Below are 20,782 nucleotides of genomic sequence, written 5' to 3' on the forward strand. Positions count from 1 at the left end.
AGCGACCACACACAGTGGAGAGCGTGGGGGTGGTTTCTCATGACAACAACTCCGCAAAGGAGATAAATCGCACCGTATCGCCAGATGCAATGGTCTGGCCCGCCGGGTTGTCCACCACGCCATCGCCCCAGGCGGCGGAGGTGAGCACGCCCGAGCTCTGGTTGTTGAACAGCTCCAGCCCCCCCGCCGCGTTGTGCCGCACGCGCAGAAATTCGCGGCGTTTGTCGGCCTTGGGCCAGGTGAAATCGGCGCGAGCAGCCAGGGATTGAGGAGCGACGTCCTGCACACCCTGCAGGCGCAGCACAAACGGCCGCACCAGCAGCGCAAAGGTCAGGAAGCTCGACACGGGATTGCCCGGCAAGCCCATGAAATGGGCCGCGCCAATGCGGCCATAGGCGAAGGGTTTGCCGGGCTTCATGGCGATCTGCCACAGGTCCAGCGTGCCCAGCGTCTCCACGGCGGGCTTGATGTGGTCTTCTTCGCCCACGCTCACGCCGCCGCTGGTCAGGATCAGATCGTGTGCGGCACTCGCCTCGCGCAGGGCGTCGATGGTGGCGTCGCGCCGGTCGGGCACGATGCCAAAGTCGGTCACCTCGCAGCCCAGGCGCAGCAGCATGGCGCGCAGGAAGAAGCGGTTGCTGTTGTAGATGGCGCCAGGGCGCATCAGCTCGGGCGGAACCTCGCCGGGCATGACGAGTTCATCGCCCGTGGAGAACAGCGCCACGCGGGGGCGGCGGGCCACCTGCAGCTGCTGCAGCCCGATGCTGGCGGCCAGCCCCAGCTCGGCCGGGGTGAGGCGTGTGCCGGCCAGCAGCACCACGGCACCCCGGGTGATGTCCTCGCCCGCACTGCGGATCCATTGGCCCCGCCGGGGCACGGCGTTGATGCGCACCTGGCCCAGGCCGTCCTCCATGGCCAGGGCTTCGCAGTCTTCCTGCATCAGGATCGCATCGGCCCCGGCAGGCACGGGCGCGCCCGTGAAGATGCGGGCGGCGCTGCCCGGCACCAGCGGATCGCCCGCGCTGCCCGCCGCAATGCGCTGCGACACGGGCAGCACCACCCCCACGGCCGCCACATCGGCGCAGCGCACCGCGTAGCCGTCCATGGAGCTGTTGTCCTGCGGGGGCACCTGCAGGGCCGAGACGCAGTCCTGCGCCAGCACGCGGCCGTCCGCATCGAAGGTGGTGACCGTCTCGGTGCCCTGCAGGGGCGCGGCCTGCGGCAGCAGGTCCTCCAACGCTGCGTCGAGGGGCTTCAAGGGGTTGTTCGGGCGGTTCATGCGAGACCGGCTCCATAGAGTTCGCAGTCGTAGTCGAAGCGGTGCTGGTTCTCGATCAGCCAGTCCACCACCTGCCCCGGCGCATTGAGGTCCAGCAAGGGCAGCTGCGTGGACACGGGCAGGCCCCGCGGTGCATCGGTGGCGATGGCGACCACGAAGTCGTCCTCGGGGTAGCGCACGGGCTTGGCCACCTGCCCGGGCTCGGGTGCACGCCACACCTCCACCTTGAGCAGGTCGCTGTCCTTGAAGCCCTCCACCAGCACCCAGTCCACGCCCGGGTACAGCTCCGCGATCAGGTGGTGCACGCTGAGCGTGGCGGGCCGCTCGAACTCGCGCACGAGCATGAGCCGCTTGTCGGAGGCCGCCACCACCTCGAAGGCGCCTGCCTCGCGGTGGCGGTAGGTGTCCTTGCCCGGATGGTCGAGGTCAAAACTGTGGTGGGCATGCTTGACCACCGACACGCGCAGCCCCCGCAGCCGCAGCTCGGGAATCAACTGCTCGACCAGCGTGGTCTTGCCACTGCCGGAAAAACCGGCGAAACCGACAACCTTCATCCACTGCTCCTTGGTTAGCTATTGTATTTATAGCTGCTAACGCTTATCAGACAAGCGCCAGGGGCATTTTTCATATCAAATCAAGCCATCCAGAGCCGTCCACCGCCTGCGCAGCAGCACAACGTCCCTGGATTGTCTGGCCACCCGCCTACAGGGCTGGCGCGCAGTGGCGCTCGATGTATTGCTTCACCAACTGCACGTTGGCAGGCATGACGTGCACCCGCTTGGGCAGGTCTTCGATGCCCGCGAACTTGGCGGGCCGCTCGGGCGCATGGCCCAGGGCTTCGACGATGGTCTCGGCGAACTTGATGGGCAGCGCGGTCTCCAGCACGATCATGGGCACCGTGGCGTCCTGGTGGTGTTCGCGCGCCACCTTCACGCCATCGGCCGTGTGGGTGTCGATGGTGACGCCATGGCGCTCATAGTTGTCCTTGATGGTGGCCAGGCGGTCGGCATGGGTGCTCTTGCCGCTTTCAAAGCCGTACTTGGTGGCGGCCTCGGCAAACAGCGGGTCGGCGCTCAAATCGAACCGGCCATATGCGGGCAGTGCTTTGGCAAACAACGCGTTCGTGCGCTGGCCGTTGCGGCCCAGCAGGTCGAAGATGAACCGCTCGAAGTTGCTGGCCTTGCTGATGTCCATCGAGGGGCTCGATGTTTCGTGTGTATCGGCCGCGGCGCGCACGCGATACGCACCAGTGCGGAAGAACTCGTCGAGCACGTCGTTCTCGTTGGTGGCCACCACCAGCTTGTCGATCGGCAGGCCCATCATGCGCGCCACATGGCCGGCGCAGACGTTGCCGAAGTTGCCCGAAGGCACCGTGAAGCTGACCTTCTGGCTGTTGTTCTCCGTGGCCTGGATGTAACCCGCGAAGTAGTACACCACCTGCGCCAGCAGGCGCGCCCAGTTGATGGAATTGACGGTGCCGATCTTGTACTTGCGCTTGAAGGCCAGGTCGTTCGAGACGGCCTTGACGATGTCCTGGCAGTCGTCGAACACGCCTTCGATGGCGATGTTGTGGATGTTCTCGTCCTGCAGGCTGAACATCTGCGCCTGCTGGAAGACGCTCATGCGGCCGTGAGGGCTGGTCATGAAGACGCGCACGCCCTTCTTGCCGCGCATGGCGTACTCGGCCGCGCTTCCGGTGTCGCCACTCGTGGCACCCAGGATGTTGAGCTCTTCGCCACGGCGGTTCAGTTCGTACTCGAACAGATTTCCCAGGAGCTGCATGGCCATGTCCTTGAAGGCCAGCGTGGGGCCGTTGGACAGGGCTTCGAGCCACAGGCCGTCCTCGAGGTGGCGCAGGGGCACGATCTCGCCCGTGCCGAAGACTTCGGCGGTGTACGTCTTGGCGCAGATGGCTTTCAGATCGGCGGCAGGGATGTCGTCGATGTACAGCGACAGGATCTGGAAGGCCAGCTCGGCGTAGCCCTGCTCGTGGTAGGCCTTGCGCAGGCGCGTGAGCATGGCGTCGTTGACCTGCGGGTAGTGCTCGGGCAGGTACAGGCCGCCATCGGGGGCCAGGCCTTCGAGCAGGATGTCGCAGAAATGCTTGCGGTCGGCATGGCCGCGGGTGGAGATGTACAGCATCAGTTCAGTTCCTCTTTGCGGATGCGCGTGATGGGCGCCAGCACCGTGGGCAGGGCCTGCATCTGGGCGATGACGGCGTCCATGGTGCCTTCGCGGGTGTCGTGCGTGAGGATGATGAGGTCGGTCTGGGTGGAGCCTTCGCCGCCCACTTCATCGGCCTCGCGCTGCAGCACCGCGTCGATGCTCACGCCCGCCTCGGCCAGCAGGCCCGTGACCTTGGCGAGCACGCCGGCCTGGTCGGCCACGCGCAAGCGCAGGTAGTAGCTGGTAACCACTTCGCTCATGGGCAGTACCGGCGACGCGCCCATGGCGTCGGTCAGCGTGTGCGGCTGGAAGGCCAGATGCGGCACGCGGTGCTCGGGGTCGGCCGTGTGCAGGCGGGCGATGTCCACCAGATCGGCGATCACGGCGCTGGCGGTGGGCTCGCTGCCCGCGCCCTTGCCGTAGTACAGCGTGGTGCCCACGGCATCCCCCTGCACCACCACGGCGTTCATGGCGCCCTCCACGTTGGCAATGAGGCGCTTGGAAGGCACCAGGCTCGGGTGCACGCGCAGTTCGATGCCCTTGTCGGCGCGCTTGGTGATGCCCAGGAGCTTGATGCGGTAGCCCAGTTGCTCGGCGTACCTGATGTCGGCGGCACCGAGCTTGGTGATGCCTTCGACATAAGCCTTGTCGAACTGCACCGGGATGCCGAAGGCGATGGCGCTCATCAGCGTGACCTTGTGCGCGGCATCCACGCCTTCGATGTCGAAGGTGGGGTCGGCCTCGGCGTAGCCCAGGCGCTGGGCTTCCTTGAGCACCACGTCGAAGTCCAGGCCCTTGCTGCGCATCTCGGACAGGATGAAGTTGGTGGTGCCGTTGATGATGCCCGCGATCCACTGGATGCGGTTGGCGGTGAGGCCTTCGCGCAGCGCCTTGATGATGGGGATGCCCCCGGCCACGGCGGCCTCGAAGGCCACCATCACGCCCTTGGCCGATGCGGCCGCGAAGATCTCGGTGCCGTGCACGGCCAGCAGTGCCTTGTTGGCGGTGACCACGTGCTTGCCGGCCGCGATGGCCTCGAGCACCAGTGCGCGGGCGATGCCATAACCCCCGATGAGCTCGATGACGATGTCGATCTCGGGGTTGGCGATGACGGCGCGGGCATCGTTGACGACCTGGATGCCGGCGCCCACGACCGATCTGGCACGCTCCACGTCCAGATCGGCCACCATGGTGATCTCGATGCCACGGCCAGCGCGGCGGCTGATCTCGTCCTGGTTGCGTTGCAACACGTTGAATACGCCGCTGCCGACGGTGCCGATGCCCAGAAGGCCTACTTGGATGGGTTTCATAGCCATGGTGGTGGAGTAACTAAGGATTTTTTAAAGGAACCAGGAAGCGATGGGGTGCAGCACCAGGATCACCGCGTGACATAGGTGGGCAATTGCCATGCGCCACCGGCAAATCCACGGCACATGCTGTCTCCGGATTCGCTGGCCAGCACAAAGCCCTGGCCATCGAACTGCCACTGGCGCACCCACCAGCAGTCGCCGATGCCGCGCCCTTTCATCGCCGAATGCACGCTGCCCGTGGCGGGGTCGAAGTCCCCGTCCACATCGGCCAGGAACACTGGCTTGTGGGGAGGCCGGTCGCTGGCGATCCAGAGCAGGCTGCTGAAGTTGTAGGCTCCCATGCCGCAGGGCAAGGACAGCAGCACCTTGCGCTCCGTCAGGCGGTGCACCTGCGCATTGGCCGGGTTGAACGGGTCGCCATTGCACTGGTCTTCCACGCTGGCACGGTCCAGCGCCGCGAGCAGGGGCTTGGCCAGGGCGGCATCCCCCGGGCGCGTGGGCAGCGGGCTCACGGCCTTGACCACCGGGGCCGGCACGGGTGGCAGGACGGAAGACTCGGGCCGCGTGCCACGGCGCACCAGCGCGCCCGGGGTGCCCACGCGGCCCTGGGCCTCGTCCATCTTGAGCAGCACGGCACTGGCCCCGGCGAGCGAGAGCGTCCACTGTTCCTTGCCAGCGCTCACGGTGGCCTCTTCATTCTTGAGCAGTTCCTGCAGCAGGCGGGGCACCTGGTCCGCGGGCACCTGCGGGGCGTCGCCTTTCAGCCCGGGCAGCGACAGCCTGCCCACCTTGAGGTGCAGCGCGGCGGGGCTGGCTTTTTCCGTGGACACCTGCAGATCGGCCCGCACCGGCGTGCCGGGCCCGGCTTCGCGCACCAGGAGGATGGAGACGGGCCCGGAGTCGCCGGACTCGGACTGGTAGCCCACGGCGCGGCAGGCGAGGGTGTTGTCGCATTGCAGGGCCCAGTCCTTGTGCTGGAAGCTGACGGCGCCCTTGCCATCCGCCTGCGCAGGCGGCAGGAATGCGGCGGCGAGCGCCAGCGCATACGCCAGGAACACCCCGGTGCGGCAGGCAGCTGAGCGGATGCGCATGGAGCAGGCCTTCACGCGGCGGCGCGCCGCCTCATGCGGCCACCGAAGCCGCCTGCGCGCGCTTGCGGTATTGCTCCAGGAAGCGCGCCACGCGGCCGATGGCGTCGCGCAGGTCGTCTTCGTGGGGCAGGAACACGATGCGGAAATGGTCCGGCGCTGCCCAGTTGAAGCCCGTGCCCTGCACCAGCATGACCTTGGTCTCCTGCAGAAGCTCCAGGAAGAACTGCTGGTCGTCCGCGATGGGATAGACCGCAGGGTCCAGGCGAGGAAACATGTACAGCGCCGCACGCGGCTTCACGCAGGTGACGCCGGGGATGGCGGTGATGAGCTCATACGCCAGATCACGCTGCTTGCGCAGGCGCCCGCCTTCGTTCACCAGCTCGTTGATGCTCTGGTAGCCGCCCAGCGCCGTCTGCACCGCCCACTGGCCCGGCACGTTGGCGCACAGGCGCATGTTCGAGAGCATGTTCAGGCCCTCGATGTAGTCCCTGGCGGGCTTCTTGTCGCCCGACACCACCAGCCAGCCGGCGCGGTAGCCGCAGGAGCGGTAGCTCTTGGACAGCGAATTGAAGGTGAGCGTGAGCACGTCCTCGCTCAGCGAGCCAATGGCCGTGTGCCTGGCGCCGTCGTACAGCACCTTGTCGTACACCTCGTCGGCAAAGATCACCAGGCCATGCTCGCGCGCGATGGCCACGATGCCCTTGAGCAGCTCGTCCGAATACAGCGCGCCCGTGGGATTGTTCGGGTTGATGACCACGATGCCCTTGGTGCGGGGCGTGATCCTCGCGCGGATGTCATCGAGGTCCGGCATCCAGCCATTGGCCTCGTCGCACAGGTAGTGCACGGGCGTACCGCCCGACAGGCTGGCGGCCGCCGTCCACAGCGGGTAGTCGGGTGACGGCAGCAGCAGCTCGTCGCCGTTGTCCAGCAGCGCATTGGTGGCCATCACGATGAGTTCGCTGGCGCCGTTGCCCAGGTAGATGTCATCGAGCATCACGCCCTTGATGCCCTGCTTTTGCGTCTCGTGCATCACCGCCTTGCGCGCCGCGAAGATGCCCTTGCTGTCCGAGTAACCCGCCGAATTGGGCAGGTTGCGGATCATGTCCAGCTGGATTTCCTCGGGCGCATCGAAGCCGAACACGGCCAGGTTGCCGATGTTGAGCTTGATGATCTTGTGGCCGTCTTCCTCCATCTGCTTGGCCGCGTCCATGATGGGCCCCCGGATGTCGTAGCAGACGTTGGCGAGCTTGGCGGATTTTTGGACGGTTTTCATGCGCTGACGGTGGTGCAGTGGGGTCAGGTGGCGGCCAGAGCGGCTGGCACCTTGGCGAAACCTATAATTTGACCACAGATCACCACCGCTGCCGGGCCGTGCGCCCTTGCGCACCCGCTGCGCCAGCGCCTGCAACCCGCACCAACGCCCATGAAATTCCAGCCCGACCGCTCGAACGCACAGACCATCAGCGGCTACGGCCCCGGCTGGATCGGCATCGACGCGGAAAAGATCACCCACAGCGTCATCGTGGGGTCTGGCGGATTGCGCCAGGCGTGGCCGTGTGCCCGCTTCGAAGACCTGACGCCGGAACACTTCGCGCAGCTGGCGCAGCTGGAGACGGAACTCATCATCTTCGGCAGCGGCACGCGCAACCGCTTTCCGCCGCCGGCCTGGCTCGCCCCCCTCATTGCGCGGAGGCTGGGCCTGGAGACCATGGACACGCCCGCGGCCTGCCGCACCTACAACATCCTGGCCAGCGAAGGCCGCAACGTGGTGGCCGCGCTGATCCTGGAAGACTGAAACGCCGCCAGAGGGCAGGCCGCCCGCCGGCGGAGACCCGGCTCCCCAGCCCCGCAGCGCCCCGGCAGCCCCTCCCTCCATACCCGCAGACGCCGACGCGGACACACTGTCTTACATTTGGCTGGCAATCGATTTCGGGGTAAAATCACCGGTTGCGGTCGGGGGCACTTCCAAGAGCAATAACACACCCGCTCCCCCGGCTTACCAACGACTACATCCTGAGAGATTGAAGTGATATGGCGATCGTTGTCAACAAACCCCTCCCTGAATTTGAAGCCAACGCAACCGGTGGTATCAAGGTTTCCAATACCTCCCACCTTGGCCAGATTCTGGTTCTCTACTTCTATCCCAAGGACAACACGCCTGGCTGCACGACGGAGGCCATGCAGTTCCGCGACAAGTACAAGGACTTCGTGAAGGCAGGCGCCGCGGTGTTCGGCGTTTCGCGCGACAACATGAAGTCGCACGACGATTTCAAGGAAAAGCTGGAACTGCCCTTCGAACTGATCGCCGACACCGAAGAGAAGATGTGCCACATGTTCGGCGTGGTCAAGAACAAGATCATGTACGGCAAGAAGGTCAAGGGCATCGAGCGCAGCACCTTCCTGATCGGCCCCGATGGCCTGCTGGTGCAAGAGTGGCGCGGCCTGAAAGTGCCGGGCCACGTGGACGAAGTCCTGAAGGCCGTCAAATCCATCAAGGCCCTGAAAAAAGCCGCCTGATCCGCACCTTGGGGCTTCAAAGCGACAACCCGCTGGTTTTGCCCAGGCAAGACATCGCGAGTAGGCATAATGGATTTATGCCCCTGGTTACCGCAACGCCTGCCCCCTGCCACCCCAAAGCCGCCTTGGTCTCCAGGCGGCTTTTTGCTTTCTGACCGTCTTTCCCATTACCGACCGAGGCCCCGCCACCATGCCCCTGCCCCCCGCCCCCAGCCGGCGCGCCGCACTCCTCGCGCCAGAAGCCTTTGAAGTCGCAGCCCGCCCCCGGGTGTCGCAAGCCTCCGCCAATGAACCCGTTGTGGCGCCACCAGCACGTGCGGCCACACCCGCTGCCCGCTCGGGGCGCAAGGCGGACAGCGTGGCTTCGGCCACGGCCGCACCGAGCACGGCACCCCTTGTCCAGGTGGAGACCCGCTCCCGCGCGCCGGAGCCCGCAGCCGTGCCCGCCTCCCGCCCGACCAGCACCCGCAAGGCACGCACCACCGGCGGCAACTCCGTGGCGGCCGGCGCTGCTGCCGCACCCGCCAGCACGCGCGGCAGAAAGTCCGCGCCGCAAGGTCCCACCAAGCTCTTCGTGCTGGACACCAACGTCCTGCTGCACGACCCGACCAGCCTGTTCCGCTTCGAGGAACACGACATCTTCCTGCCGATGATCGTGCTGGAAGAACTCGACGGCCACAAGAAGGGCATGACCGAAGTGGCCCGCAATGGCCGCCAGGCCAGCCGCACGCTGGATGCGCTGGCAGCCGCACAAGGCGCCGACATCGCGCGCGGCCTGAAACTTGACTCCACGGGGCAGCGCGCGGCCGGCGGCTGCCTGTATTTCCAGACCGCGCCCCTGGACTACAGCCTGCCCACCAGCCTGCCACCGGGCAAGGCCGACAACCAGATCCTGGGCGTGGTCGAGGCCCTGCGCAAGCTGCACGCCCCGCGTGAAGTGGTGCTGGTGTCCAAGGACATCAACATGCGCGTGAAGGCGCGCGCGCTGGGCCTGACGGCGGAGGACTACCAGAACGACAAGACGCTGGAGGACGGCGACCTGCTCTACGCCGGTGTGCTGGCCCTGCCCCCGGACTTCTGGGCCAAGAGCGGCAAGAACGTCGAAAGCTGGCAAAGCGGCGCGCACACCTACTACCGCATCGGCGGGCCCATCGTGCCGCAGCTGATGATCAACCAGTTCGTGTACTTCGAAGCGCCCGGCGAGCCCAGCCTGTTCGCCCGCGTGAGCGAGATCCGCGAGAAGACGGCGGTGCTGCAGACGCTCAAGGACTACGGCTCGGCCAAGCACGCGGTGTGGGGCGTGACCACGCGCAACCGCGAGCAGAACTACGCCATGAACCTGCTCATGGACCCCGAGATCGACTTCGTGACCCTGACGGGCACGGCGGGCACCGGCAAGACCCTGCTGGCCCTGGCCGCGGGCCTGACCCAGGTGCTGGACGACCGCCGCTACACCGAGATCATCATGACCCGCGCCACGGTGAGCGTGGGCGAGGACATCGGCTTCCTGCCCGGCACCGAGGAGGAAAAGATGGGCCCCTGGATGGGCGCGCTGGACGACAACCTGGAGTTCCTGGCCAAGGGCGACGGCGGCAATGCGGGCGAGTGGGGCCGCGCCGCCACCAACGAACTCATCCGCAGCCGCATCAAGATCAAGAGCATGAACTTCATGCGCGGGCGCACCTTCCTGAACAAGTACGTGATCATCGACGAGGCACAGAACCTGACGCCCAAGCAGATGAAGACGCTGATCACCCGGGCCGGCCCCGGCACCAAGATCATCTGCATGGGCAATCTGGCGCAGATCGACACGCCCTACCTCACCGAAGGCTCGTCAGGCCTGACCTACGCCGTGGACCGCTTCAAGGGCTGGCCACACAGCGGGCACATCACGCTGGCGCGCGGCGAGCGCTCGCGCCTGGCGGACTTCGCCAGCGAGGTGCTCTGAGTTGGCGGCGGGCTGGGTCGCGGCACTGAAACTGGTGCCCTGGGGCGACGTCATCGAGGCGACGCCCCAGATCCTGCAGGCGGCCAGGAAGCTGCTGGGCACCACGCAAAAAGGGAATGCCGATGCTGCGGCAGGTGCACTCGAGGGTGCCGGCGGCGAGCCCGCCATTCCGGTCGCGCTGCAGTTGCAGCATCTGCGGGACCGCGTCGCGCGGCTGGAGCAGGAGCAGCAGGAATCAGCGGTGCTGATCCAGTCCCTGGCCGAACAGAACGCCCAGGTGGTGCAGGCGGTGGAAGTGCTGCGCCAGCGCCACCGGCGGCTCACGGTGGCCATGGGTGTTCTGGCGGCCGGCTGCGCTGGCTTGCTGGTGTGGGCGCTGCGACAGTAAGGGCAACCACCACACAACGTCAGCAGCCACGCAGGCGTTGCACAGTCCCCTCACCCGGGCACTGAGAGAACGCTATCAATTCAATAGCTGCCAGCGCTTATACAACAAGCGCTGGCAGCTATTTTTATTAGAAATCGTCGCCCGAGCCCATCGCCAGGTTCTCGAAACGCGTCTGGTTCTTCTGGAAGAACAGTTTCACGGTGCCGGTGGGGCCGTTCCGCTGCTTGCCGATGATGACCTCCGCGACGTTGGGCTCCTTCGAGTCCTTGTTGTAGTAGTCGTCGCGGTAGATGAACATGATGATGTCGGCATCCTGCTCGATGGCGCCGGATTCGCGCAGGTCGGACATCATGGGGCGTTTGTCGGTGCGCTGCTCCACCGAGCGGTTGAGCTGCGACAGCGCGATCACCGGGCACTGCAGTTCCTTGGCCAGCATCTTGAGGCCCCGGGAGATTTCGCCCAGCTCAGTGGCACGGTTGTCGGAGCTGCCGGCCCCCGAGCCGCTCATGAGCTGCAGGTAATCCACCACGATCAGTCCGAGCTTGCCGCATTGGCGCGCGAGGCGCCGGGCGTTCGCGCGCAGCTCGCCAGGTGTCAGGCCCGGCGTCTCGTCGATGTGCAGCGACACGGTGCGCAGCTTTTCGATCGCCTCGGTCAGGCGGGGCCACTCGTCGTCGGTCAGCTTGCCCGTGCGCAGGTTGCCCTGGTTCACGCGGCCGATGGAACCCACGATACGCACCGCCAGCTGGGCGGCGCCCATTTCCATCGAGAAGATGGCGACCGGCAAGCCTTCGTTGAGCGCCACGTGCTCGGCGATGTTCACCGCGAACGAGGTCTTGCCCATGGACGGACGCGCCGCCAGCACCACCATGTCGCCCGCCTGCAGGCCCGAGGTCATGCGGTCCAGGTCGGCAAAGCCGGTGGGAACGCCGGTCACGTCCACCGGGTTGTCCGCCATCTCCTGCACCCGGTCGAGCAGGTCGATCACCAGGGTGTCGAGCGACTGGAAGCCCTGCTTGGTGCGGGAACCCTCCTCCCCGATCGCAAAGATCTTGGCCTCGGCCTCGTCCAGGATGCGCTCGACCGTCTTGCCCTGCGGGTTGAACGCATTGGTGGAGATTTCATCGCTGGCCGTGACCAGCTTGCGCAGGATGGCGCGCTCACGCACGATCTCCGCATAGCGGCGGATGTTGCTGGCGCTGGGTACGTACTGGGCCAGGTTGTTCAGGTAGGCCAGCCCGCCCATTTCCTGCGCCTTGCCCTGGTTCTGCAGGTGCTCGAAGACGGTGATGACGTCGGCCGGCTTGCTGGCATTGATCAGCGCACCGATGGCCGAATACACCATCTGGTGCTCGTGCCGGTAGAAGTGGCTCTCCACCAGCAGGTCGCCCACGCGGTCCCAGGCGTTGTTGTCCAGCAGCAGGCCGCCGAGCACGCTGGATTCGGCCTCGATGGAGTGCGGCGGCACGCGCAGCTGCGCCACTTCACGGTCGGGCACGGGCGTGAAGCCATCATCAAGGGCAGGAAAGACGGCGGACATGGGCAACAGTTTCTTGAAAGCGGAAAGGGATGCGCCGACGGCCGGCTGGGCGCGTGGTCCGGCGGCAAACCGCAGCGCACGGCAAGCCTTGCATGCTAGCGTGCGCACGGCGCGCCGTCATGGCACAAGTCTGTGGATAACGGGTGGGCAGCCGGTGGGCAAGCCTGTATGGCGCAGTGGGGCCAAAAAACAAAGGCCGCCCGAAGGCGGCCTTGCGACATTCCAGCTCCAGGGCCGGAAATGGCCGATCAGGCGGTCTCGCCGTAGACCGACACGGTCACTTCCACCACCACATCGGTGTGCAGAGCAACGTTCACGGTGCTTTCGCTCACGACCTTGATAGGGCCGTTGGGCAGGCGGATCTGCGACTTCGCGACCTTGTAGCCTTGCTTGTTCAGCTCTTCGGCGATGTCGTGGTTGGTCACGGAACCAAACAGACGGCCGTCCACGCCAGCCTTTTGCGTCAGCTTGACGGTGGTGCCAGCCAGCTTCTCGCCTTGGGCCTGGGCTTCTGCCAGCTTGGCGGCAGCTGCCTTTTCGAGTTCAGCGCGCTTGGCTTCGAATTCTGCCTTGGCAGCTTCGGTGGCACGGCGGGCGCGGCCAGCGGGGATCAGGAAGTTGCGGGCGTAGCCGTCCTTGACCTTGACGATTTCGCCGAGGTTGCCGAGGTTCACAACCTTGTCGAGCAGGATGATTTGCATGGGTTGTGCTCCTTAGATCTTGTGCTGGTCGCTGTAAGGCACCAGGGCCAGGAAGCGGGCGCGCTTGATGGCGGTGTTCAGCTGACGCTGGAAGATGGCGCGCGTGCCGGTCAGGCGCGCGGGGATGATCTTGCCGTTTTCGGCGATGAAATCGCGCAGCGTGTCGACATCCTTGTAGTCGATTTCTTCAACACCCGTCACCGTGAAGCGGCAAAAGCGCTTGCGCTTGAACAGCAGGGACTGGGTGTTGCGCTTTGGGCGCTTGTCTTTGTTGAACTTCTTGAACGTGGCCATTGCGGACCCCTTGCAAATTAATTTTGTTGAATATCCTGGATGTGGAGCACTGCGTTCTTGCCATTGCGCGGTGTGGCGAGGAATCCACTGAAAGTCCAGAGACTTCCGATGTTCTGCCTTGCCAGGCGCTCGGCCATCGCACCAAAGGCGACGGCTTTCATGGTGGCCTTGACCTCGCGGGGATGGCCTGCTTCGGTTTGCTGGGACTCGTGTTCGAGCCGCAGGGCGATGGCAGGCAATCCGGCGGGCGTGTAGCGCAAGGGTTCAGCATCTGCGATACAGGCGGTCAAGACAACGCGGTTCTCCACTCCAACGAGGAAGGATCAGCGCTCGCCGCGCTCGCCGCCGGCCGCAGCGTATTCAGCTTGGCTGGCCTTGCGGGCTTCTTCGCGCTCGACGGTCTTCATCATGGAAGACGGACCGGTATCGGCCTTCTTCTTCTGAACCGTCAGGTGGCGCAGCACGGCGTCGTTGAACTTGAAGGCGTGCTCCAGTTCAGCCATCACGGCCTGGTCGGCTTCGATGTTCACGCACAGGTAGTGGGCCTTGGCCAGCTTGTTGATCAGGTACGCCAGTTGACGGCGGCCCCAGTCTTCCACGCGGTGCACCTTGCCACCGCCAGCGGTGATCATGCCCTTGTAGCGCTCCAGCATGGCTGGAACCTGTTCGCTTTGATCCGGATGGATCAACAAAATGATTTCGTAATGACGCATGCATACTCCTTTTGGGTAAGACCACCTGCTGCGTCGTGAGCAGTGTGGCAAGGCAAAGCCGGCAATTATAGCCCGCTCCTGGCCGCTTGTACACTCAGGAGCTTTCCAAGAGCGGCATCCCTCCCGAAAATGCGGCCTTGTCGCGCCCTGGCCCTTGCAAATCCGCCGGGCGGGACGACATGCTTTACAGCAAAACACGCCGGGCATGGGCCCACAGCCACATGCCCCTTCGCCGGACCTTGAAATGCGCGGGCATGTCCCCACCTCCCGCGCGTACTACTGTTTGTTTATCCACTTTTAGACCACGACATGTCAGACACCAGCCAACCCATCCCCCCACAGAGCGCCCCCGCCCCCGAAGAAGTTGAAGCCGCCATGGCAGCCCACGCCTCCGACGAGCTGGCGCGGCTGCAGGGCGAGCTGGCCGAACTCAAGGCCAAGAGCGCTGACCTGGCCGACCAGTTCCTGCGTGCCAAGGCCGAGGCCGAGAACGCCCGCCGCCGCGCCGAAGACGAGGTCTCCAAGGCGCGGAAATTCGGCATCGAGAGCTTTGCCGAAAGCCTGCTGCCCGTGGCCGACAGCCTGGATGCCGCGCTGGCCATCAAGGAAGCCACGCCCCAGCAGCTGCGCGAGGGCGCCGACGCCACCCTGCGCCAGCTGACCTCGGCCCTGGAGCGCAACAAGGTGCTGGCCATCAACCCCGCCGCCGGCGCCAAGTTCGACCCCCACCAGCACCAGGCCATCAGCGTGGTGCCTGCCGAGCAGGAAGCCAATACCGTCGTGGCCGTGCTGCAAAAGGGCTATGTGATCGCCGAGCGCGTGCTGCGCCCGGCGCTTGTCACCGTTGCGGCCCCGAAGTAAATCCTCAAATAAATCAGCACGGATGACTTGAACCCCCACGAGTTATCCACAAGTTACTAGCCATCCAAACCATTCCAGCATTCGGAGAAAAATCATGGGAAGAATCATCGGCATTGACCTCGGTACCACCAACAGCTGCGTGTCCATCATGGAAGGCAACACGACGCGCGTGATCGAGAACAGCGAAGGCGCGCGGACCACGCCCTCCATCGTGGCCTACCAGGAAGACGGCGAGATCCTCGTCGGCGCCTCGGCCAAGCGCCAGGCCGTGACCAACCCCAAGAACACGCTGTACGCCGTCAAGCGCCTGATCGGCCGCAAGTTCACCGAGAAGGAAGTGCAAAAGGACATCGACCTGATGCCCTACAAGATCGTGGCGGCCGACAACGGCGACGCCTGGATCGAAGTGCGCGGCAACAAGCTGTCGGCCCAGCAGGTGTCCGCCGACATCCTGCGCAAGATGAAGAAGACGGCCGAGGACTACCTGGGCGAGCCCGTGACGGAAGCCGTCATCACCGTGCCCGCGTACTTCAACGACGCACAGCGCCAGGCCACCAAGGACGCCGGCCGCATCGCCGGCCTGGACGTCAAGCGCATCATCAACGAGCCCACCGCCGCGGCACTGGCCTTCGGCCTGGACAAGCAGGAAAAGGGCGACCGCAAGATCGCCGTGTATGACCTGGGTGGCGGCACGTTCGACGTGTCCATCATCGAAATCGCCGACGTGGACGGCGAAAAGCAGTTCGAAGTTCTGTCGACCAACGGCGACACCTTCCTGGGCGGCGAAGACTTCGACCAGCGCATCATCGACTACATCATTGACGAGTTCAAGAAGGAGTCGGGCGTCAACCTCAAGAACGACGTTCTGGCCCTGCAGCGTCTGAAGGAAGCGGCCGAGAAGGCCAAGATCGAGCTGTCGAACTCGGCCTCGACCGACATCAACCTGCCCTACGTGACCGCCGATGCCTCGGGCCCGAAGCACCTGAACATCAAGCTCACGCGCTCCAAGCTCGAAGCGCTGGTGGAAGAGCTGATCGAGCGCACCATCGCCCCCTGCCGCATGGCGATCAAGGACGCTGGCGTGTCGGTCTCCGACATCCATGACGTGATCCTGGTGGGCGGCATGACGCGCATGCCCAAGGTGCAGGAGAAGGTCAAGGAATTCTTCGGCAAGGAACCCCGCAAGGACGTGAACCCCGACGAAGCCGTGGCCGTGGGCGCCGCCATCCAGGGCCAGGTGCTCTCGGGCGACCGCAAGGACGTGCTGCTGCTGGACGTGACGCCACTGTCGCTGGGCATCGAGACGCTGGGCGGCGTGATGACCAAGATGATCACGAAGAACACGACCATCCCGACGAAGTTCGCGCAGACCTTCTCGACGGCTGACGACAACCAGCCCGCCGTGACCATCAAGGTCTACCAGGGCGAGCGTGAGATGGCCACAGGCAACAAGCTGCTGGGCGAGTTCAATCTGGAAGGCATTCCACCCGCATCGCGCGGCGTGCCGCAGATCGAGGTGTCGTTCGACATCGACGCCAACGGCATCCTGCACGTGGGCGCCAAGGACAAGGGCACGGGCAAGGAAAACAAGATCACCATCAAGGCCAACTCCGGCCTGTCGGAAGAAGAAATCCAGCAGATGGTGAAGGACGCCGAGCTCAACGCCGCCGACGACAAGAAGAAGCTGGAGCTGGTGCAGGCCCGCAACCAGGGCGAGGCCGCCGTGCACAGCGTGAACAAGAGCCTGGCCGAACACGGCGACAAGCTCGACGCGGGCGAGAAGGACGCGATCACCGCCGCCGTGAAGGCGCTGGAAGAAGTCCTCAAGGGCGAGGACAAGGCCGCGATTGACGAAAAGACCACGGCCCTGATGGCCGCCAGCCAGAAGCTGGGCGAGAAGATGTATGCCGACGCACAGGCAGCGCAGGCGGCAGCCGGCGCCGGTGCGGGCGACGCATCGGGTGGTCAGCAGGCATCGTCCTCCTCCAGCAGCAAGCCCGACGACGACAACGTGGTCGATGCCGAGGTGAAGGAAGTCAAGAAGGGCTGAACACGCCCCGTTTGACCCGAGCCGCCGCGCGAGTTTCCTGACAGGGGGGCTTGCGCGGCGTTCCTGTTCCAACCGGGCTCAGAAAGACCATGTCCAAACGAGACTTTTACGAAATCCTGGGCGTTCCCAAGAACGCCTCGGACGAAGAAATCAAGAAGGCCTATCGCAAGCTGGCGATGAAGCACCACCCTGACCGCAACCAGGGGGATGCGGCCAAGCCTGCCGAAGAGAAATTCAAGGAGGCCAAGGAGGCCTACGAGATGCTCTCCGACCCGCAAAAGCGGGCCGCGTATGACCAGTACGGCCATGCCGGGGTGGACCCCAACATGCGCGGCCCCGGGGGCCCGGGCGCGGAAGGCTTCGGCGGGTTCGCCGAGGCCTTCGGCGACATCTTCGGCGACATGTTCGGCCAGCAGGGCGGGCGTGGGCGCGGTGCTGGCGGACGCCAGGTGTACCGGGGCAGCGACCTCAGCTACGCCATGGAGATCACCCTGGAAGAAGCGGCGCGCGGCAAGGATGCGCAGATCCGCATCCCCTCGTGGGAAAGCTGCGACACCTGCCACGGCAGCGGCGCCAAGCCCGGCACCAGCGCCAAGACCTGCGGCACCTGCCAGGGCGCGGGCACGGTGCAGATGCGCCAGGGCTTCTTCAGCGTGCAGCAGACCTGCCCGCACTGCCGCGGCACGGGCAAGATCATTCCCGAACCCTGCACCACCTGCCACGGCCAGGGCAAGCTCAAGAAGCAAAAGACGCTGGAAGTGAAGATCCCCGCCGGCATCGACGACGGCATGCGCATCCGCAGCACGGGCAACGGCGAACCAGGCACCAACGGCGGCCCGCCCGGCGACCTGTACATCGAGATCCGCCTGAAGAAGCACGACATCTTCGAGCGCGACGGCGACGACCTGCACTGCCAGGTGCCCGTGAGCTTCATCACGGCGGCGCTGGGCGGCGAGATCGAGGTGCCCACGCTCGCGGGCAAGGCGGCCATCGACATCCCTGAAGGCACCCAGGCCGGCAAGCAGTTCCGCCTGCGCGGCAAGGGCATCAAGGGCGTGCGCGCCAGCTACCCCGGCGACCTGTACTGCCACATCGCGGTGGAAACGCCGGTCAAGCTCACCGAGCACCAGCGCAAGCTGTTGCGCGAGCTGGAAGACTCCCTCAAGAAGGGTGGCGCCCGCCACTCGCCCAGCGGCGAGAGCTGGACGGACCGGCTGAAGAACTTCTTCAGCTGATCCGGGCGCCAGCGCCTGCCAAAAACCGCCTGCGGCCTATCTACGGCCCAGGCGGTTTTTTTGCGCGCGCCGACGCCAGCGATGCCGGGCCGGCCACAGGCCGCTCGTGCTGCTCAGAGCGGTAAAAACCCAGGATGCGGCGCACGTACTCGCGGGTCTCCGCATAGGGAGGAACACCGCCGTGGCGCTCCACGGCCTTTTCGCCAGCGTTGTAGGCGGCCGATGTCAGGGCGACATCGCCGGCAAAACGGTCCAGCAGCCAGCGCAGATAGGCCAGCCCGCCCCGCACGTTCTGCTCGGGGCTCCAGGCGTCCCGGACGCCAAAACGCTCCGCCGTCTCCGGAATCAGCTGCATCAGCCCCTGCGCATTGCGGGGCGACAGCGCACGGGCCTGGAAGTTGGACTCCGACCGCACGATGGCCAGCGCCAGCCGTGGGTCCACGTCGAAGCGGGGCGCGAGCCGCTGCACCAGTTCCGCGTGGCGGCGCTTGTCGTCCGGCAGGTTGCTCACGTAGCGGTCCACCACCTCCTGCGGCACCACCTCCTGGGCGGAGTCCCTGACCTCCAGCCGAGGGGCCTCACCCGTGGTGAGGCAGTCGGGGAGGTGGTCGCCGGGCACCATGCCCTGCGCCAGGCTGCGGGCCTTCTCATGCCCACGCTGGGCGGCCATGGCGAGCAGGGTGGCCGCCGCCGCGGGATCGGGCACCACGTCACGTCCACGCAGCAACAGGTGGCCCAGGCGGTACTGCGCCTCCACGCTGCCATAGCGCGCCGCGTCGCAATACCGCGAGGCGGCGCGGTGCGGCTGGCGCCGCACCTCCGCGTCGTAGCCCTCTTCCAGCCAGCGCGACAGCACGGGGGGCTCGTCGGCCCACTCGGGCGGCTCGTCCGGCACCTGCGCGTGCACACCCGTGCCCGCGGCGATCAGGACCGCCGCCAGCACGGGACCGTGCGCTGGAGAGGAAAACCAGGGTTGCATGCCAGAACCCGCCTGCGGAGACATCCGCCCAAAACCGCTCACCCGAGTGGAAGCGATGCCCCACCGTAGCACCGAAGTCCCCATGGCAACAGGAAAACATTGCCAGTCGCCATTTCTTGATCTGAGGCAAGAAGCCGCCGGCAGGCCGCCCCCACCCACCCACCCGCGAAGTAGCATGGAAATCCACGCTGCCGCCCTCCAGGGCGGCCCCACGGCCCCAGGACCATCGCGCAGGAGCATCCGGCATGAACAACGACGTCAACCTCACCTTCCTGGGCGGCTCCGGCACGGTCACTGGGTCCAAATACCTGGTCCGCCACAACGGCAGGTGCCTGCTGGTCGATTGCGGCCTGTTCCAGGGGTACAAGCAGCTGCGCCTGCGCAACTGGCAGCCCTTGCCAGTCACGCCCCGGCAGATCGATGCGGTGGTGCTGACCCATGCGCACCTGGACCACAGCGGCTACCTGCCCCTGCTGGCCCGCGACGGCTATGCCCGCGCCATCCACTGCACACCGGCCACACGCGACCTGTGCACCATCCTGCTGCCCGACAGCGGACACCTGCAGGAGGAAGACGCCGCGTACCTCAACCGGCACCAGCTCAGCAGCCACACCCCCGCCCTGCCCCTGTACACCCGGCTCGACGCACTGCACTGCCTCAAGCAGTTCCAGGTCCATGCCTTCCACCAGGTGTTCGAGCCCCTGCCGGGCTGGCGCGTGACCTTTTCCCCCGCAGGCCACATCCTGGGGGCGGCCAGCGTGCTGCTGGAAGTGGGGGGCCGCCGCATCCTGTTCTCGGGCGACCTGGGGCGACCCGACGACCTGCTCATGAACCCGCCCGATGCTCCGCCCCCGGCGGACACGGTCCTCATCGAGTCCACCTATGGCGACCGCGAGCACCCCGCAGAAGACTTGCAGGGCGAGCTGGGTGCCGCCCTGCAGCGCCTGGCGGCCCGTGGCGGCATTGCCGTGGTGCCGGTGTTCGCCGTGGGCCGCGCGCAGGTGGTCCTGCATGCCATCGGCCAGCTCAAGGCGCGCGGGGTGGTGCCCGCCTCGCTCAAGGTGTTTTTGGACAGCCCCATGGCGGTCAGCACCACGGGGCTGTTCCAGCATCACATGCAGGAACACCGGCTGAGCGGCCGCGAGGTGCAGGCGCTGGAGCATGGCGCCACCATGGTCCAGACGCCCGAACAATCCAAGGGGCTGGCCAGGCTGCATGGCCCCATGGTCATCCTGTCGGCCAGTGGCATGGCCACGGGGGGCCGCGTGCTGCACCACCTGGCGCTGCACGCGGGTGACCACCGCAACATGGTCATCCTGACCGGCCACCAGGCCCCCGGCACCCGGGGCGCGCGCCTGGCGGCGGGCGAGAAGAACATCCGCATCCACGGCCAGGACGTGGCCGTGCGCGCGGAGGTGGTGCATCTGTCGTCCGCCTCGGCGCATGCGGACGGCCACCAGCTCATCGCCTGGCTGCGCAGCATGGGCCATGCGCCGGACCAGGTGTACGTGGTGCACGGAGAAATGGGCGCCGCCGACATGCTGCGCCAGCGCATCGAACACGAACTGCGCTGGCACGCCCTGGTGCCGGAGCACGGCAGCACCTGCGCCGCCTGAGCCCGGCGGCTTCTTGAGCACGCACCGCCCGCTGGGGTCACAGCGGAGCGGCAGCCCAGCCATCGCGCACAACGATGGCAACCAATTCATAATA

20 protein-coding genes are annotated in these 20,782 nt (G+C 66.0%); 8 read left to right on the forward strand and 12 right to left on the reverse strand.

Features of this window, described 5'->3' with window-relative positions; all coding sequences use genetic code 11:
- Window positions 1–37: 37 nt before the first annotated feature.
- The 6 genes from AC3RCE_RS18090 to AC3RCE_RS18115 form a co-directional block, all read right to left on the reverse strand.
- Window positions 38–1,279 carry a molybdopterin molybdotransferase MoeA gene (locus AC3RCE_RS18090; protein WP_492253623.1) on the reverse strand — a complete coding sequence of 414 codons (1,242 nt, stop codon included), beginning with the start codon at window positions 1,277–1,279 and terminating at the stop codon, window positions 38–40.
- Window positions 1,276–1,833, reverse strand: a complete 558-nt coding sequence (mobB, locus tag AC3RCE_RS18095) for a molybdopterin-guanine dinucleotide biosynthesis protein B (protein ID WP_218340137.1) — start codon at window positions 1,831–1,833, stop codon at window positions 1,276–1,278. Before mobB ends, AC3RCE_RS18090 begins: the two co-directional genes overlap by 4 nt.
- A 148-nt stretch (window positions 1,834–1,981) precedes the next feature.
- Window positions 1,982–3,421 carry a threonine synthase gene (thrC, locus tag AC3RCE_RS18100; RefSeq protein WP_492253624.1) on the reverse strand — a complete coding sequence of 480 codons (1,440 nt, stop codon included), beginning with the start codon at window positions 3,419–3,421 and terminating at the stop codon, window positions 1,982–1,984.
- The gene (locus AC3RCE_RS18105; protein ID WP_218295817.1) at window positions 3,421–4,755 is read right to left on the reverse strand and encodes a homoserine dehydrogenase; all 1,335 of its coding nucleotides are present in this window, start codon (window positions 4,753–4,755) and stop codon (window positions 3,421–3,423) included. Before AC3RCE_RS18105 ends, thrC begins: the two co-directional genes overlap by 1 nt.
- A gap of 68 nt (window positions 4,756–4,823) precedes the next feature.
- On the reverse strand, window positions 4,824–5,846 hold the full coding sequence (locus AC3RCE_RS18110; protein ID WP_492253625.1) for a DUF1176 domain-containing protein: 1,023 nt from the start codon (window positions 5,844–5,846) through the stop codon (window positions 4,824–4,826).
- A 31-nt stretch (window positions 5,847–5,877) separates the two neighbouring features.
- The gene (locus tag AC3RCE_RS18115; protein WP_492253626.1) at window positions 5,878–7,119 is read right to left on the reverse strand and encodes a pyridoxal phosphate-dependent aminotransferase; all 1,242 of its coding nucleotides are present in this window, start codon (window positions 7,117–7,119) and stop codon (window positions 5,878–5,880) included.
- A 150-nt stretch (window positions 7,120–7,269) separates the two neighbouring features.
- Here AC3RCE_RS18115 and AC3RCE_RS18120 point away from each other — a divergent pair, with 150 nt between their 5' ends.
- From AC3RCE_RS18120 to AC3RCE_RS18135, 4 genes are all read left to right on the forward strand, one after another.
- The gene (locus tag AC3RCE_RS18120; RefSeq protein WP_218295551.1) at window positions 7,270–7,641 is read left to right on the forward strand and encodes an Mth938-like domain-containing protein; all 372 of its coding nucleotides are present in this window, start codon (window positions 7,270–7,272) and stop codon (window positions 7,639–7,641) included.
- 236 nt (window positions 7,642–7,877) lie between these two features.
- Window positions 7,878–8,363, forward strand: coding sequence for a peroxiredoxin (locus AC3RCE_RS18125; protein WP_184858228.1), 486 nt, complete (start codon window positions 7,878–7,880; stop codon window positions 8,361–8,363).
- Window positions 8,364–8,553: 190 nt separating this feature from the next.
- Window positions 8,554–10,311, forward strand: a complete 1,758-nt coding sequence (locus AC3RCE_RS18130) for a PhoH family protein (protein ID WP_218340131.1) — start codon at window positions 8,554–8,556, stop codon at window positions 10,309–10,311.
- A 1-nt stretch (window position 10,312) separates the two neighbouring features.
- Window positions 10,313–10,699, forward strand: coding sequence for a hypothetical protein (locus AC3RCE_RS18135; RefSeq protein WP_492244118.1), 387 nt, complete (start codon window positions 10,313–10,315; stop codon window positions 10,697–10,699).
- Between the two features lie 127 nt (window positions 10,700–10,826).
- Here AC3RCE_RS18135 and dnaB read toward each other — a convergent pair whose 3' ends face one another.
- The 5 genes from dnaB to rpsF form a co-directional block, all read right to left on the reverse strand.
- Window positions 10,827–12,239: a replicative DNA helicase gene (dnaB, locus tag AC3RCE_RS18140; RefSeq protein WP_218295554.1), complete on the reverse strand. Its 1,413-nt coding sequence runs from the start codon at window positions 12,237–12,239 to the stop codon at window positions 10,827–10,829.
- A gap of 248 nt (window positions 12,240–12,487) precedes the next feature.
- Window positions 12,488–12,940 (reverse strand): 50S ribosomal protein L9, encoded by a 453-nt coding sequence (gene rplI, locus AC3RCE_RS18145; protein WP_218295555.1) that lies wholly within the window; start codon window positions 12,938–12,940, stop codon window positions 12,488–12,490.
- A gap of 12 nt (window positions 12,941–12,952) precedes the next feature.
- Window positions 12,953–13,234: a 30S ribosomal protein S18 gene (gene rpsR / locus AC3RCE_RS18150; RefSeq protein ID WP_005795932.1), complete on the reverse strand. Its 282-nt coding sequence runs from the start codon at window positions 13,232–13,234 to the stop codon at window positions 12,953–12,955.
- A gap of 17 nt (window positions 13,235–13,251) precedes the next feature.
- Window positions 13,252–13,542: a primosomal replication protein N gene (gene priB, locus AC3RCE_RS18155; protein WP_492253627.1), complete on the reverse strand. Its 291-nt coding sequence runs from the start codon at window positions 13,540–13,542 to the stop codon at window positions 13,252–13,254.
- Window positions 13,543–13,557: 15 nt separating this feature from the next.
- Window positions 13,558–13,947: a 30S ribosomal protein S6 gene (rpsF, locus tag AC3RCE_RS18160; protein WP_094285575.1), complete on the reverse strand. Its 390-nt coding sequence runs from the start codon at window positions 13,945–13,947 to the stop codon at window positions 13,558–13,560.
- Window positions 13,948–14,256: 309 nt separating this feature from the next.
- On the opposite strand from rpsF, the gene grpE reads away from it, so the two are divergent.
- The 3 genes from grpE (at window position 14,257) to dnaJ (ending at window position 18,093) form a co-directional block, all read left to right on the forward strand.
- On the forward strand, window positions 14,257–14,808 hold the full coding sequence (grpE, locus tag AC3RCE_RS18165; RefSeq protein WP_218295557.1) for a nucleotide exchange factor GrpE: 552 nt from the start codon (window positions 14,257–14,259) through the stop codon (window positions 14,806–14,808).
- A gap of 94 nt (window positions 14,809–14,902) precedes the next feature.
- Entirely contained in the window at window positions 14,903–16,858 is a 1,956-nt protein-coding gene (dnaK, locus tag AC3RCE_RS18170; RefSeq protein ID WP_218295558.1) for a molecular chaperone DnaK, read from the forward strand.
- 89 nt (window positions 16,859–16,947) lie between these two features.
- Window positions 16,948–18,093 (forward strand): molecular chaperone DnaJ, encoded by a 1,146-nt coding sequence (gene dnaJ, locus AC3RCE_RS18175; protein WP_218295559.1) that lies wholly within the window; start codon window positions 16,948–16,950, stop codon window positions 18,091–18,093.
- Between the two features lie 40 nt (window positions 18,094–18,133).
- On the opposite strand, the gene AC3RCE_RS18180 is transcribed toward dnaJ, so the two are convergent.
- Window positions 18,134–19,072: a lytic transglycosylase domain-containing protein gene (locus AC3RCE_RS18180; RefSeq protein ID WP_492253628.1), complete on the reverse strand. Its 939-nt coding sequence runs from the start codon at window positions 19,070–19,072 to the stop codon at window positions 18,134–18,136.
- 245 nt (window positions 19,073–19,317) lie between these two features.
- On the opposite strand from AC3RCE_RS18180, the gene AC3RCE_RS18185 reads away from it, so the two are divergent.
- Window positions 19,318–20,688 (forward strand): MBL fold metallo-hydrolase, encoded by a 1,371-nt coding sequence (locus tag AC3RCE_RS18185; protein ID WP_218295561.1) that lies wholly within the window; start codon window positions 19,318–19,320, stop codon window positions 20,686–20,688.
- Window positions 20,689–20,782: the final 94 nt, after the last annotated feature.

It is taken from the genome of Acidovorax sp. GW823-FHT05D11, assembly GCF_058795695.1.

Excerpts from the sequence above, each read along its gene's own strand:
- AC3RCE_RS18185 (WP_218295561.1), top strand. The coding sequence starts at position 19,318 with ATGAACAACGACGTCAACCTCACCTTCCTGGGCGGCTCCGGCACGGTC.
- grpE (WP_218295557.1), top strand. The coding sequence starts at position 14,257 with ATGTCAGACACCAGCCAACCCATCCCCCCACAGAGCGCCCCCGCCCCC.
- mobB (WP_218340137.1), bottom strand. The coding sequence starts at position 1,833 with ATGAAGGTTGTCGGTTTCGCCGGTTTTTCCGGCAGTGGCAAGACCACG.
- AC3RCE_RS18120 (WP_218295551.1), top strand. The coding sequence starts at position 7,270 with ATGAAATTCCAGCCCGACCGCTCGAACGCACAGACCATCAGCGGCTAC.
- dnaB (WP_218295554.1), bottom strand. The coding sequence starts at position 12,239 with ATGTCCGCCGTCTTTCCTGCCCTTGATGATGGCTTCACGCCCGTGCCC.
- rpsR (WP_005795932.1), bottom strand. The coding sequence starts at position 13,234 with ATGGCCACGTTCAAGAAGTTCAACAAAGACAAGCGCCCAAAGCGCAAC.
- AC3RCE_RS18130 (WP_218340131.1), top strand. The coding sequence starts at position 8,554 with ATGCCCCTGCCCCCCGCCCCCAGCCGGCGCGCCGCACTCCTCGCGCCA.
- dnaK (WP_218295558.1), top strand. The coding sequence starts at position 14,903 with ATGGGAAGAATCATCGGCATTGACCTCGGTACCACCAACAGCTGCGTG.
- AC3RCE_RS18180 (WP_492253628.1), bottom strand. The coding sequence starts at position 19,072 with ATGCAACCCTGGTTTTCCTCTCCAGCGCACGGTCCCGTGCTGGCGGCG.
- rpsF (WP_094285575.1), bottom strand. The coding sequence starts at position 13,947 with ATGCGTCATTACGAAATCATTTTGTTGATCCATCCGGATCAAAGCGAA.
- thrC (WP_492253624.1), bottom strand. The coding sequence starts at position 3,421 with ATGCTGTACATCTCCACCCGCGGCCATGCCGACCGCAAGCATTTCTGC.
- AC3RCE_RS18115 (WP_492253626.1), bottom strand. The coding sequence starts at position 7,119 with ATGAAAACCGTCCAAAAATCCGCCAAGCTCGCCAACGTCTGCTACGAC.
- dnaJ (WP_218295559.1), top strand. The coding sequence starts at position 16,948 with ATGTCCAAACGAGACTTTTACGAAATCCTGGGCGTTCCCAAGAACGCC.
- AC3RCE_RS18105 (WP_218295817.1), bottom strand. The coding sequence starts at position 4,755 with ATGAAACCCATCCAAGTAGGCCTTCTGGGCATCGGCACCGTCGGCAGC.
- AC3RCE_RS18090 (WP_492253623.1), bottom strand. The coding sequence starts at position 1,279 with ATGAACCGCCCGAACAACCCCTTGAAGCCCCTCGACGCAGCGTTGGAG.
- rplI (WP_218295555.1), bottom strand. The coding sequence starts at position 12,940 with ATGCAAATCATCCTGCTCGACAAGGTTGTGAACCTCGGCAACCTCGGC.
- AC3RCE_RS18110 (WP_492253625.1), bottom strand. The coding sequence starts at position 5,846 with ATGCGCATCCGCTCAGCTGCCTGCCGCACCGGGGTGTTCCTGGCGTAT.
- AC3RCE_RS18125 (WP_184858228.1), top strand. The coding sequence starts at position 7,878 with ATGGCGATCGTTGTCAACAAACCCCTCCCTGAATTTGAAGCCAACGCA.